Here is a 13,122-nt window from a genome sequence, read left to right as displayed (position 1 = left end):
AATAATGAGTCATACTTTAAATATAAAAACAGCAGGAATACCCTTAAATCAGGCGGAAAAAGCTTTGATCATGATTCACGGACGCGGAGGAAGTGCTCAGGATATTCTGAGTTTATCCCAGCATTTGAATGTAAAAGACTATGCACTTCTAGCCCCACAGGCTTTGAATCACACCTGGTATCCTTTTTCATTTATAGCTCCGGTGGAACAAAACGAGCCGTGGTTATCATCAGCTCTTGAAATGGTTGAAGAGACTGTAAAAGCAGCCGTCAATGCAGGAATAAAACCTGAAAATATATACTTTTTCGGATTTTCCCAGGGAGCCTGTCTTACCCTTGAATTTTTAGCCCGCAATGCTCAGAAGTTCGGTGGAGCGGCAGCTATTATTGGTGGCGTGATTGGAGATAAAATCAACCGTGAAAATTATAAAGGTGATTTTGCAGGGACCCCGGTTTTCCTGGGAACCAGCAATCCTGATTTTCATGTTCCGGTAGAAAGAGTATATGCTACAGCTAATATTTTAAGAGAAATGAATGCGGAGGTAACAGAAAAAGTATATGCCAATTTTGGACATTCTATTAACGAAGAAGAAATTGAATTGGCCAACTCGGTTATCTTTAAATAAGTACTTTTAACTTTGAATATATTCAATAACGGCGGGCTTTAGCCCGCCTTTAAAAAAATAAATTTACCACTGGCTTTAGTCCAAACATAAATGATCAGAATCTGAAATCTAACTTCAAAAAACATGCACGAACAATTACTTTTAATATTAGGACTTTTATTACTGGTCATGCTGCTGGTCATGCTGGCACAACGGATCAAAATTGCCTATCCTATCTTTCTGGTACTTGCCGGATTGGGGATCAGCCTTATTCCCGGAGTCCCTGTTTTAAAGCTGGATCCGGAGATTATATTTCTGATTTTCTTACCACCTCTTTTATACGAAGCAGCCTGGTACACTTCATGGAATGATTTCTGGAAATGGAAACGTCCTATCAGCTTGTTGGCATTTGGTTTGGTATTTCTTACATCTTTGGTTGTTGCTTACACTTCACAAATGCTGATTCCGGGATTTACGCTGGCTTTAGGCTTTTTATTGGGAGGAATTGTTTCACCGCCTGATGCTGTGGCGGCCACTACGGTTTTAAAAGGATTAAAAGTACCGAAACGTACCCTCGCTATACTGGAAGGAGAAAGTCTTATCAATGATGCTTCCTCACTGATCGTTTTCAGGTTTGCTCTGGCCGCTGTAATGACGGGTGCTTTCTCAATGCATGAAGCTACAGGACAGTTTTTTCTGGTAGCAGGAATGGGAATTGTCGTAGGAATTGCCGGAGCACATATTTTTTATGCCATTCACCGTTTTTTACCTACAACACCTGCTATTGATGCGGCACTTACCGTAATGACGCCATATATTTTATTTCTTTCTGCAGAACATTTTCATTTTTCGGGAGTGATGGCGGTAGTGAGCGGAGGATTGTTTATGTCATTCCGTGCTCATGAGATTTTTAAAACAGGAACTACGAGAATCAATATGACAGGAGTCTGGAACACGCTCATCTTTGTGATGAATGCTTTGGTTTTTGTATTAATAGGTCTTGAACTTCCTGATATCATCAATGGATTGGGTGAAATTTCAGTAATGGAAGGTATCAAATATGGTTTGGTTATAAGTTTGATTGTCATTGTGGTACGTCTTTTATGGATCTATCCCGTAGCTCACCTTCCAAGGTGGTTCAGTGAAAAAGCCCGCCGTGATCCGAGTCCGGGATGGAAAAACCCCTTGATTATAGGATGGGCAGGAATGAGAGGAGTGGTCTCACTGGCAACAGCACTATCCATTCCGGTTATGATGAATTCGCAGGCTGAATTTCCTATGAGAAACCTGATCATTTTTATCACATTTGTCGTCATTTTTGTGACATTAGTGTTTCAGGGATTGACATTACCTCTGATTATTAAATTAACAAAAATAGGGGAGATCGATCATATTTTGCCTTCTCACGAACAGCAGGCCGGAATTCAGATGAGACTGGATAAACTTGCCGTTCAGAGGCTTGATAACGAATACAATGAGGTGTTGAACAGCAATAGTCTCCTTGAAAATCTTAAAAATACGCTGGAAAGTGATATCAAACTTCACCAGAATCATCTCAATTCTATTGAAATGTGTACCAACAGGCAAAACGATATGGCAGAATATCATAAAGTAATGCTGGATATATTTGCCTTACAGCGAAAAGAACTGTTTAAAATGAAACGCGAAAAACTTTTCAGTGATGACGAGATTCGAAAAGCAGAATCACAACTGGATCTGAATGAATTAAAAATTACAGGAAATAAGCATTTATAGAGATATTACGAGATGGGGTTTCGGGCTTGAGAGTCGTAAGGTTTGAGTGTTGTTAGGGTAGAGCAGGTTTCCAGATTCGGGTCATTGATTGGGTGCATTTGGGAGTAAAAGTGTTTAGATTTCTACGAATGGAAAAACTAAGCACTTTATCTATTCACACACTATGTCATTCCGCAGAAATCCAAATCGTCATTTTACCCTTTACATAAGCAGTATAAACATTAAACTCTGAACCTTGAATTTTAAACTTTAAACCTTCAACAACATGAAAACATTACATTTTTTAGTCATAGGAAAGAACCAGGAAATTCTGGATACTTTAAAAAGAATTATAGAAAACAATGAAGGCTGGACAGCAGACATACAAAGTGATGAAAATTTCTGCTATGAGTATATAAAAAATAATACAGTGGATATTGTCCTTTTAAGCTCTGGCCTAGAGGAGGATTTTGAGAAAGATATAAAAATATTCTGTGCCGGTTTGGATAAGGACGTTAAAGTAATCGATCATTACGGAGGAGGAAGTGGACTTTTAAAGAATGAAGTTTACAGTCTTTTTCCTAATTTGCAGGGATAAACCTGACGCCATGTTTGAAAATATCATCAAAAATATTACACGATTTATTTCAATCACTCCCGAAGAAGAAAAAACCTTTACAGATCTGCTTGTTTGCCAGTCGTTTCCAAAGAAAACGGTTTTGCTCAGAGAAGGAGAAATCTGCCAGTTTGAAGGGTATATTCATAAAGGATGTGTGAGAATGTATTGTTTGGATGATAATGGTTCCGAAGTAACGTTACTGTTTGCCATCGAAGACTGGTGGATCAGTGATATTGCATCATTTCATGAACAGAAGCCTTCTAAGGTTTTTATCGAAACGCTGGAAGATTCTGAAATTTATATGTTGAATACTACAACAAAAGAAAAACTGCTGCAGGAAGTTCCCAAATTTGAAAGAGTTTTCAGAATGCTGGTTCAGAGGAACCTGGCAACCCTGCAAAGCCGACTGGTGAATACCATTTCCAAAACCGCATCAGACAGATATCTTGAGTTCATCAAAGTATACCCTTCCATCCCGCAAAGAGTAGCACAATACTACATTGCTTCTTACCTTGGGGTTTCAAAAGAATTTGTAAGCACCATTAGGAAGCGTCTTGCTTCAAATGAGAAATAAATCTTAGTTTTTTATACTTGCAGATTGCAGAGATTTCAAAAAAAGCAATCCAATATACTTCATACTGCCAGATACAAAAGTATCCGGCATTTTTTTTTGCGGCAAAGTCATTTATTAAACTAGTTAAATGTGCAGGGTTTCCGGTCTCTCTAAATTTGTCCTATCAAACAAGAACAAATAACAATCTGATATGGACAGAAAAGATTTTTTAAAGAAAGGATTATTGGGAACAGGAATGTTTGTAGCATCAGCTTCTTTGGCAAGCGCTATGAAAAATGATATCGATGAGATCGAACCATTAGAACCGATCGGATACAATCATCTTCCCAATACAGAATCAAAAATAAAAGAAAACTCTGTGATCCACAGAGCTGATACAAGAGGGAAGGCAGATCACGGATGGCTGTTGAGCCAGCACACTTTCAGTTTTGCCAATTATTATAATCCTGAAAGAATGCACTTTGGAGTATTGAGAGTCCTGAATGATGATAAAGTGGAAGCAGGAAGAGGTTTCGGAACCCACCCTCACGACAATATGGAAATCATCAGTATTCCTTTGGAAGGTGACCTTGAACACAAAGACAGCATGGGAAATACAGCGGTGATCAGAAGCGGAGATATTCAGGTAATGAGTGCAGGAACCGGAATTATGCACAGCGAATTCAACAAAAACAGTGATAAACTTGTAAAATTCCTTCAGATCTGGATTTACCCGAAAAAAAGAAATGTGACGCCGAGATATGATCAGATCACTTTAGACAAAACCAAAGGTCACAATCAATTTCAGCAGATTCTTTCCCCCAATGCAGATGACGAAGGTGTATGGATCCATCAGGACGCATGGTTTCACCTGGGAACTTTTGATCAGAATAAAGAAACCCATTATCAAATAAGAAAAAAAGGAAACGGAGTCTATGCTTTTATTTTGAAGGGAAGCGCAGAAATAGGCGGTGAGATTATAGAAGAACGAGATGGATTCGGAGTTTGGGATATTCAGGAAATTACGATCAAAACCCTTCAGGAAGGTACAGAAATCCTTTTAATGGACGTACCGATGACACTATAAAAATTAAACAAAAATAACAACTCTTAAATTTTAAATTATTATGAAAAAATTAATCCTATCATTTGCAGCTGGTTTATTATCATTAACTGCATCAGCTCAAAACCCTGGAAAATCATTATTAAATCCTACCAATCACGCAGTAGTACTCATCGACCACGAAGGTCAAATGGCTTTTGCAACCAAAAGCATCAGCATGGAAGAGTTAAGAAACAATGTGGCACTGGTAGCAGGTGGATCAAAAATATTCAATGTTCCTACAGTAGTAACGACGGTGGCAGAAAAGTCATTCAGCGGACCTGTTTTCCCGGAAATTTCAGAAGTATATCCGCAAGCAACCAGTGGATATGTAGACAGAACTACCATGAATACATGGGAAGACGTTAATGCCCATAAAGCCATTACAGGAAAAAATAAAAAGAAACTGGTTTTCGCAGGATTATGGACAAGTGTATGTATCGTAGGACCTGTATTATCAGCGATTGACGAAGGTTACGATGTATATGTAGTAACAGATGCTTCTGGGGATATTTCTAAAGAAGCGCACGATCAGTCAATCACCCGTATGGTTCAGGCAGGAGCACATCCTATCACTTCTGTGCAGTATGTATTGGAACTGCAGAGAGACTGGGCAAGAAAAGAAACATACAAACCGGTTAATGATCTGATGAAAAAACATGGTGGAGCTTACGGTATTGGAATTCAGTATGCTCAGGAAATGTTAAAACACTAATGGTACTGTTTCGGCAGGCTGAAAGCCTGCCGAAACCTTCAAACTTAAATATTGAAATTATGAAACTACTGAATATACTTACCCTTTCCACAGTTTTGGCAGCAGGAATTCTGAATGCTCAGAAAGCAGACATGATCATTACCAATGGAAAGATTACCACAATGGATGATAAAAATCCGGAAGTACAGGCTGTTGCCATCAAAGACCATAAAATCTTACAGGTAGGAACCAATGCCCAGATTTTAAAATTAAAAAACGGCAATACAAAAGTCATTGATGCTAAAGGAAACAGAGTCATTCCAGGCTTATTTGACAGCCATTTGCATGTAATCCGAGGAGGAAGATTTTACAATACCGAACTTCGTTGGGATGGTGTGAAATCTTTAAAAAGAGCTTTGGAAATGCTGAAAGAACAGGCTCAGAGAACACCGAAGGGACAATGGGTAAGAGTCATTGGAGGCTGGAATGAATATCAGTTTGAAGAAAAAAGACTTCCCACACTGGCTGAAATTAATGAAGCTACGGGAAATGTGCCTACTTTCATCATGTATCTCTATGGAAAAGCCTGGCTGAACAAAGCCGGATTAAAAGAACTGAATATCAATGGAGATACCCCAAACCCTGCTCAAGGTTTAATTGAAAAAGACAATAACGGAGATCCTACAGGATTATTGGTGGCAGAACCGAATGCATTTATTCTTTATTCAACATTGGCGAAACTGCCGGAACTGAAAGAAGAAGAAAAAGTAAATTCTACCCTTCAATACATGACGGAACTGAATAGATTAGGTGTAACTGCAGTAATGGACGCAGGCGGAGGATTCCAGAATTTTCCGGATGACTACGGAACAACAGATCAGCTGAACAAACAGGGGAAAATTACCGTTCGTCTTCCTTACTATTTATTTGCCCAGAAAAAAGGATCTGAGCTTGCCGATTACACCAAATGGATTGGAATGGTAGAAATTGACGACCATGGTCATAATGATTTTAATGAAATCGATTATCATGTCAACGGTGGAGGGGAAAACCTGGTATCAGACGGAGCCGACTTTGAAAACTTTCTTTTCCCAAGACCGGAACTTCCGGCTACGATGGAGAAAAATATGAAAGAGGTGGTAAGTCTTCTGGTAAAAAACAAATGGCCTTTCAGAATTCATGCGACGTATAATGAAAGTATAACCAGATTTTTAAATGTCATTGAAGAAGTAAACAAAGAAACTCCTTTGAACGGATTAGTATGGTTTATCGACCACGCAGAAACCGTTACCGAAGATAATATGAAAAGAATCAAAGCGTTGGGCGGAGGAATTGCAGTACAGCACAGAATGGCGTATCAGGGAGAAAGCTTCATCCACAGATATGGTAAAAAGCCGGCTTTGGCATCTCCTCCGGTGAAAAAAATGCTGGAAATGGGAATTCCGGTTGGATTAGGAACAGACGGAACAAGAGTCGCAAGTTACAACCCATGGGTAGCTTTATACTGGATCACCACAGGAAAAACAATAGGAGGAACTCAGGTGATGGGTAAAGAAAATACGCTGGACAGAAAAACTGCTTTATCACTTTCTACTTACGGAGGATACGAACTCATTAAAGACTATCAGAAAGGAAAAATACAGAAAGGATACTTTGCAGATCTTACCATTCTGGATAAAGATTATTTCACAGTCAATGATGAAGACATCAAAAACATCACCTCAAAATTGACGATCGTAGACGGAAAAGTCGTGTACGGAGATGAAACCTACAAAACAGCAGCTCCGGCACCACTTCCAGTCATACCGGACTGGTCACCTGTGAAATATTACGGGGGCTATCAGACAAAATAATTTTTTAGCCATAAAAGTTTTTAATTATTCAAGTATCAACCAACGTTCCAACTGAAGGGGTGAAAATTCCCCTCCTTTGAAGGGGTGGCAAAAATTCTTTGAATTTTTGACGGGGTGGTCAACCCAGCATTAATACAATCACGACAATCAATTTAATTCATAGCTAAAATTCATTCCAATCATGAAAAAGTTAATCCATATCATCACCAATACCAATCCCGGAAGAAAATTAACAGATGTTGCCCTTCTAGCTTTTAGAATCTTCCTTTCTGTAGAATTAATCGTAGCGCACGGATTAAAAAAAATAGGAGTAGGCGTTTCAGAAGCAGAGCAGGTACCCAACCCGCTGCATCTTCCTGAAACTTTCAACAGTTTTTTTGCTGATGCAGCCAATCTCGTATTTCCGGTATTTGTGATCTTTGGTTTTTTCACAAGAATTGCAGTATTACCAATCCTGGCAGTGACCCTTACAGGATATTTTATACTTCATTGGAATGATGCTTTATTGGTGAAAGATACACCTTTTATGTACAGTTTATGTTATCTGTTTTTACTGTTTATGGGAGCTGGAAGATATTCGGTGGATCATTATTTAACAAAGAAATCATCATGAAAAAACTGATCGCCATTCTATTATTGCTGCAGATTTTTATTCCGGTTCAGCTTTCTGCTCAGTTTAAGTTGATGAGGTTTGATGAAGATTATGCTTCCTGTAAAGACTCTGCAAAAACTTTTTACAACTCCATCAAATATATACCTATTGCAGAAAAAAGCAACAATTATCTTTCATTGGGAGGAGAAGCAAGACTGGAATTTGTAGACTTTAATAATGAAGATTGGGGAAGAATGGGAATTGGAAGCAATCCTTTTCTGATTCAAAGATACAGTGTACATGCAGATCTGCATCTGGGCTCAAGAGTAAGAATTTTCGGACAGGTGAGAAGTGCATGGGAAAATGGAAGAAAGAACGGTCCGAGACCTATTGATGAAGACCATTTGAATATTCAGAATCTTTTCATTGATGTTGATATTTTGAAAAATGATAAAGAAAAGTTGACCGTACGTGCCGGAAGACAGGAACTTGATTATGGAAGCGGAAGACTGATCTCAGTAAGAGAAGGTCCGAATTTAAGACTCTATTTTGATGGATTAAAATTCATGTACAAAAGAGGGAACTTCAGATCTGATGCCTTTATGATGGCTGCCAGTGAAATAAGCCCGGGAGCATTTGATAACAAATCTTCAAAATCAATCAACCTTTGGGGAAGTTACAACACATGGATTATTCCCAGAAGCGGAAATCTGGAGCTCTATTATCTGGGGATTCACAGAAAGGATGTACGTTTTGAAGACGGGCTTTCCGATGAAAACAGACATACTTTTGGCGGAAGATTCTGGAAATATGGAGGAGGTTTTATTTACAATTTTGAAGCAGCCTACCAGTTTGGTAATTTTAATAAAGGAAATATCAGCGCATGGACGGCTTCTGCAGACATCGGATATATGTTTGAAAATGTAAAAGGAAAACCGACCATCAACCTTAGAAACGATTATATTTCAGGAGACAGTAATAAAGGAGATGGAACATTGGGAACATTCAATCCATTGTATCCGAAAGGAGGTTATTTTGGATTTAATCCTCAGATTGGTCCGGTGAATTTAATTGATATCCATCCCTATGCAACGATTGATTTAGGTAAAAAAATAACGGTGCAGGCAGACGTAGTTTTCAACTGGAGATATTCTATCCAGGACGGGATTTACAGACCCAGCGGAACACTAAACCTGGCGTCTTCCAACTCAAAAAAGAGATACATCGGAACCGCATTTTTAGGAAGTTTCAATTATAAGATCAATCCATTTTTAACCTTTAATACAGGAATACAGTATTTCAATACCGGAGCTTTCATTAACGATGTAATCGACAACCACAAAGACGGACTCTTCATCAATTCCAGAATTGTATTTAAATTTTAAAAAACACAGGGAATTTGAAAATTTGAAAATGAGATAATTTGAAAATAAATTAAACAATTATCCCACATCAATGCACCTTTCCATCACAGAAACTACCTTTGAAAAACAAATAAAAATAGCCGGAGCGAAGCGACTCGCGCCTTAACAACATAAACCTTAAAAAAACTTTGCGTCCTTGCGTTATTCCAACAAACAAAAATTAAAACCCGCAACAAAAATAACCCGCAACTCGTACCTCGTAACAAACAACAAAAAATAAATCACATGAAAAATACACTAAAACAATCACTGGTAATTGCAGCTTTAGCATTATCTACCTTAAACTTTGCACAAATTACAACCACAGCTCCTGCAAAAACAACAGCCATCGGAACTTCCAAAACCTGGGGAACCGTAGACGGAATTTCCATGATAGGATTGGTACAGGGCCCATCGTCTGCTGACGCCCAGCTTCAGGTAGCCTGTGTTTTCGAATATACAGAAGGAGACATCTTCAACGCTCAGGCATTGCCTGCTAAATTGAACGGATTGGTTCATCTGGATGAGGCCTTAAAAGGAGAACTGACCAACCTTAGAAAAACAGGACAGTTTCAGGGACATTCCTTGGAAACGATTTTAATTACACCTCCTGCAGGATCGATGTCTGCAAAGAAATTATTGCTGATCGGTTTAGGTGACCGTAATAAATTCACTCCTGATTTAATGACTTCCGTAGGCGAAGTGGCAGCCCGTGAAGCTATGAGATTAGGCGTTACCAATTTTGCATTCGCCAGCGATCTGAAAGACGCCGGAATAGATTCACCCACTGCTTTGGTAGCGGGAAATGTAGTAAGAGGAATTGTACATGCCAACCGTTCTGAAAATTACCTGAAAGAACACAAATTATCCGCCACAAAAAAATTAGAAAAAGTATACCTTCTGGCTGGTCCTGCCTTCTTTGAAACCGCAGGCGGAGGAATTTCCGATGCCATTTCAGAAGTAAAAAAGAAATAATGAACTAGTTTCATTACATTGTTGATCCGGCCCTCTTTTTTAGAGGGCTTTTTGTATAAAAATAATTACGATTATATATCTAAAAAGCAATTTGTTAAACGCAAAGTTGAATATATATTCCCTTAAATTTTAAGAGAGCAAAGATGGAATCAATGAAATTGGTTCTTTCCAAGCTTATGGATTATCCTTCTGCTCCATCAGCGACTTTAGCCGCATTTCTTTGCTCCCTCAAATAAATAATAGAATCCAATAACCTTTGCGTGAAAATATATTGTAAAACTTTACTCCTTTTATAGAACAAAACGTAATTTACTCTTTCTCAACGCTAAGTCCTCAACATTTAACTAAATTTGCAAAGTCAAAAAAAATCCCGATTTTTGCACTCCTTCAATAAACCCGAGTTCATGAAATTATGTATTGCCGAGAAACCCAGTGTTGCCAGAGATATCGCCAAAGTATTGGGCGCTACCACGCCTAAACAAGGCTATATGGAAGGAAACGGCTATTGCGTAACATGGACGTTCGGACACCTTTGTACCCTGAAAGAACCACACGACTACGGTCCACAGTTCAAATCCTGGAACCTTTTTTCACTGCCGATTATTCCCAGCAGTTTTGGAATCAAGCTGATCCCTAATAAAGGTGTTGAAAATCAGTTTAAAGTCATTGAAAAATTAGTTGAAGAATGTGATGAGGTCATTAACTGCGGGGATGCCGGGCAGGAGGGAGAACTCATTCAGCGTTGGGTATTGCAGAAAGCAAAGTGCAACAAACCGGTTCAGCGTTTATGGATTTCTTCACTAACGGAAGATGCTATTAAAGAAGGATTTGCCAGTTTAAAACCGGCAGAAGATTATAAAAACCTTTATCTGGCCGGAAATGCCAGAGCCATAGGAGATTGGTTATTGGGAATCAATGCTACGAGACTTTTTACGAAAAAATTTGGGGGAAATAAAGCAGTTCTTTCCATTGGAAGAGTGCAGACCCCTACACTCGCCATGCTGGTGCAGCGTCAGAAAGAAATTGATGCCTTTACTACGGAAGAGTATTGGGAACTGAAAACCAAATACCGTGACGTGATTTTCAATGCAGCCATTGACCGTTTAAAAACGTTGGAACGTGCAGAAAAAGGATTGGAATATCTTAAAGTAAATCCTTTTGAGATCGTTTCTTTCGAAATTAAAGAAGGAAAAGAAAAAAATCCACGGCTTTTCGATTTGACCGGACTTCAGGTAGAAGCCAATAAAAAATACGGGTATTCAGCAGAAAATACCTTGAACTATGTGCAAAGTCTTTACGAAAAGAAGCACGTAACCTATCCTCGTGTGGATACGACCTATCTATCAGACAGTTTATATCCGAAAATTGCAGGAATTCTTCAGAAAATGTATCCGTATCAGGATCTGATTGCTCCGTTGCTGGAAGCTCCGATTCCAAAATCAAAAGCGGTTTTCGACGATACCAAAGTGACCGATCACCATGCGATCATTCCTACGGAAATTCCGCCTTCTCAGAATTTGAGCAGGGAAGAAAAACTGATTTATGATCTGATTGCAAAACGTTTTATAGCCGTATTCTATCCGGAATGTAAAATTTCCAATACTTTGGTAGAAGGAAAAGTAGGAACCATTCCTTTCAAAACCAGTGGAAGACAGGTTCTTGAAGCAGGATGGAGAGCCGTTTACGCCAAAGAGCCTAAAGAAGAAACCACCGATAAGGAAAAAGAAAAAGAGGAAGAACAAACCATCCCTGAATTTACTGTAGGAGAAACCGGACCCCACGATCCGATGATCCACCAGGGAAAAACGACGCCTCCAAAACCTTACACCGAAGCAACACTGCTGAGAGCGATGGAAACTGCCGGAAAACAGGTTGAAGATGAAGAATTGCGTGAAATGCTGAAAAACAACGGGATCGGAAGACCATCTACCCGTGCCAACATCATCGAAACCCTTTTCAAAAGAAAATACATCGAGAAAAAAAGAAAAAATCTGATCGCTACCCAAACCGGAATCCAGCTGATCGATACCATCGAAGACGAACTGTTAAAAAGCCCGGAACTGACCGGAGAATGGGAATCCAAACTTCGTAAAATTGAAAAAGGAGAGTATGAAGCTAATCTTTTCAAAGAAGAACTGATTCAGATGGTGACAGAACTCACTGAAAAAGTGGTGTACGGAAAAGGAAAAGTAATTACCCTCCAGGAAGAAGAAAAAGAAGAAGTCAAGGAGAAGAAAAAAAGAGAACCTGCGCAGAAAAAAGAACTTCAGTCCTGGGAAGAAACGAAATGCCCGAAATGTAAAGAACATAATCTGATCAAAGGAAAAACCGCCGTAGGCTGCTCCGATTTCAAAAACTGCGGTTTTAAAATTACGTTCGAAATCTTCGGCAAGAAACTATCCGATAAACAACTTTTAGATTTGGTATTAAAAGGAAAAACTTCAAAATTAAAAGGCTTCTCTACCCACCCGGAAGCAATCACAGAAGGTGTTTTGACTTTAAGTGATGATTTCCAGGTACAATTGAGCTAATCAATAGTATACTTAATCTAAATTATCAGCTACCATTTGGAAAGAATAAACTAACTGGAATTATCAGGTGGAGAATACGGGATTCGAACCCGTGGCCTTTTGACTGCCAGTCAAACGCAATAGTTTTTTGTATGCGCTATACATATTGGAATGAGCTAAACATTCTCTCAAAGATAATAAAATAATCGCATGAACTTGGCTCAGATAGGTGATTCAGCTTTTGATGTTATCACATTTTATCGGAGATAAAATCCTTGCGTCTTACAATATAAAACTTAGGAGCAAAACTTGCGCCTTTGCGTTTTCCAACCCATCTATACATAGATTCTATGGAATGACAAAGTGTACGGATAAGCAAAACGTTGTATTTGTCATTCAACGGAAGCCAACCATACACTTATCTTTAGAATTAGAATAGTTATCCTATTTACAAATACCCCAACTAATGACGTAAAAATTCCC

The 13,122-nt window shown here is 38.8% G+C and carries 11 protein-coding genes; all 11 read left to right on the top strand.

Features of this window, described 5'->3' with window-relative positions; all coding sequences use genetic code 11:
- Nucleotides 1-4 precede the first annotated feature (4 nt).
- The 11 genes from RHP76_RS07290 to RHP76_RS07240 all read left to right on the top strand — a co-directional run bounded on the left by RHP76_RS07290 (nucleotide 5) and on the right by RHP76_RS07240 (nucleotide 12,660).
- Nucleotides 5-625 carry an alpha/beta hydrolase gene (locus tag RHP76_RS07290; protein WP_123279667.1) on the top strand — a complete coding sequence of 207 codons (621 nt, stop codon included), beginning with the start codon at nucleotides 5-7 and terminating at the stop codon, nucleotides 623-625.
- A gap of 123 nt (nucleotides 626-748) precedes the next feature.
- On the top strand, nucleotides 749-2,359 hold the full coding sequence (locus tag RHP76_RS07285) for a Na+/H+ antiporter (protein WP_280210143.1): 1,611 nt from the start codon (nucleotides 749-751) through the stop codon (nucleotides 2,357-2,359).
- A 265-nt stretch (nucleotides 2,360-2,624) separates the two neighbouring features.
- Nucleotides 2,625-2,936 carry a hypothetical protein gene (locus tag RHP76_RS07280; RefSeq protein ID WP_288442887.1) on the top strand — a complete coding sequence of 104 codons (312 nt, stop codon included), beginning with the start codon at nucleotides 2,625-2,627 and terminating at the stop codon, nucleotides 2,934-2,936.
- A 10-nt stretch (nucleotides 2,937-2,946) separates the two neighbouring features.
- Entirely contained in the window at nucleotides 2,947-3,531 is a 585-nt protein-coding gene (locus tag RHP76_RS07275) for a Crp/Fnr family transcriptional regulator (protein ID WP_311229843.1), read from the top strand.
- A 190-nt stretch (nucleotides 3,532-3,721) separates the two neighbouring features.
- Entirely contained in the window at nucleotides 3,722-4,597 is an 876-nt protein-coding gene (locus tag RHP76_RS07270; protein WP_311229842.1) for a pirin family protein, read from the top strand.
- Between the two features lie 40 nt (nucleotides 4,598-4,637).
- Nucleotides 4,638-5,327, top strand: coding sequence for a hydrolase (locus RHP76_RS07265; RefSeq protein WP_110010611.1), 690 nt, complete (start codon nucleotides 4,638-4,640; stop codon nucleotides 5,325-5,327).
- Nucleotides 5,328-5,386: 59 nt separating this feature from the next.
- Nucleotides 5,387-7,159, top strand: a complete 1,773-nt coding sequence (locus RHP76_RS07260; RefSeq protein ID WP_120232231.1) for an amidohydrolase — start codon at nucleotides 5,387-5,389, stop codon at nucleotides 7,157-7,159.
- 181 nt (nucleotides 7,160-7,340) lie between these two features.
- Nucleotides 7,341-7,772 (top strand): DoxX family protein, encoded by a 432-nt coding sequence (locus RHP76_RS07255; RefSeq protein ID WP_311229841.1) that lies wholly within the window; start codon nucleotides 7,341-7,343, stop codon nucleotides 7,770-7,772.
- Nucleotides 7,769-9,136: an alginate export family protein gene (locus RHP76_RS07250; RefSeq protein ID WP_311229840.1), complete on the top strand. Its 1,368-nt coding sequence runs from the start codon at nucleotides 7,769-7,771 to the stop codon at nucleotides 9,134-9,136. The genes RHP76_RS07255 and RHP76_RS07250 overlap by 4 nt, the downstream gene beginning before the upstream one ends.
- A gap of 264 nt (nucleotides 9,137-9,400) precedes the next feature.
- Nucleotides 9,401-10,129 carry a M17 family peptidase N-terminal domain-containing protein gene (locus RHP76_RS07245; RefSeq protein ID WP_311229839.1) on the top strand — a complete coding sequence of 243 codons (729 nt, stop codon included), beginning with the start codon at nucleotides 9,401-9,403 and terminating at the stop codon, nucleotides 10,127-10,129.
- Nucleotides 10,130-10,533: 404 nt separating this feature from the next.
- On the top strand, nucleotides 10,534-12,660 hold the full coding sequence (locus RHP76_RS07240; RefSeq protein WP_110010615.1) for a type IA DNA topoisomerase: 2,127 nt from the start codon (nucleotides 10,534-10,536) through the stop codon (nucleotides 12,658-12,660).
- The last annotated feature ends 462 nt before the right edge of the window (nucleotides 12,661-13,122 follow it).

It is taken from the genome of Chryseobacterium sp. SG20098, from assembly GCF_031844745.1.
GTDB lineage: Bacteria > Bacteroidota > Bacteroidia > Flavobacteriales > Weeksellaceae > Chryseobacterium > Chryseobacterium cucumeris.
The sequence above is the reverse complement of the archived record's forward strand: the minus strand, read 5'-3'. Positions and strand labels throughout refer to the sequence as shown.

Excerpts from the sequence above, each read along its gene's own strand:
- RHP76_RS07275 (WP_311229843.1), top strand. The coding sequence starts at position 2,947 with ATGTTTGAAAATATCATCAAAAATATTACACGATTTATTTCAATCACT.
- RHP76_RS07245 (WP_311229839.1), top strand. The coding sequence starts at position 9,401 with ATGAAAAATACACTAAAACAATCACTGGTAATTGCAGCTTTAGCATTA.
- RHP76_RS07255 (WP_311229841.1), top strand. The coding sequence starts at position 7,341 with ATGAAAAAGTTAATCCATATCATCACCAATACCAATCCCGGAAGAAAA.
- RHP76_RS07285 (WP_280210143.1), top strand. The coding sequence starts at position 749 with ATGCACGAACAATTACTTTTAATATTAGGACTTTTATTACTGGTCATG.
- RHP76_RS07280 (WP_288442887.1), top strand. The coding sequence starts at position 2,625 with ATGAAAACATTACATTTTTTAGTCATAGGAAAGAACCAGGAAATTCTG.
- RHP76_RS07260 (WP_120232231.1), top strand. The coding sequence starts at position 5,387 with ATGAAACTACTGAATATACTTACCCTTTCCACAGTTTTGGCAGCAGGA.
- RHP76_RS07270 (WP_311229842.1), top strand. The coding sequence starts at position 3,722 with ATGGACAGAAAAGATTTTTTAAAGAAAGGATTATTGGGAACAGGAATG.
- RHP76_RS07250 (WP_311229840.1), top strand. The coding sequence starts at position 7,769 with ATGAAAAAACTGATCGCCATTCTATTATTGCTGCAGATTTTTATTCCG.
- RHP76_RS07240 (WP_110010615.1), top strand. The coding sequence starts at position 10,534 with ATGAAATTATGTATTGCCGAGAAACCCAGTGTTGCCAGAGATATCGCC.
- RHP76_RS07290 (WP_123279667.1), top strand. The coding sequence starts at position 5 with ATGAGTCATACTTTAAATATAAAAACAGCAGGAATACCCTTAAATCAG.
- RHP76_RS07265 (WP_110010611.1), top strand. The coding sequence starts at position 4,638 with ATGAAAAAATTAATCCTATCATTTGCAGCTGGTTTATTATCATTAACT.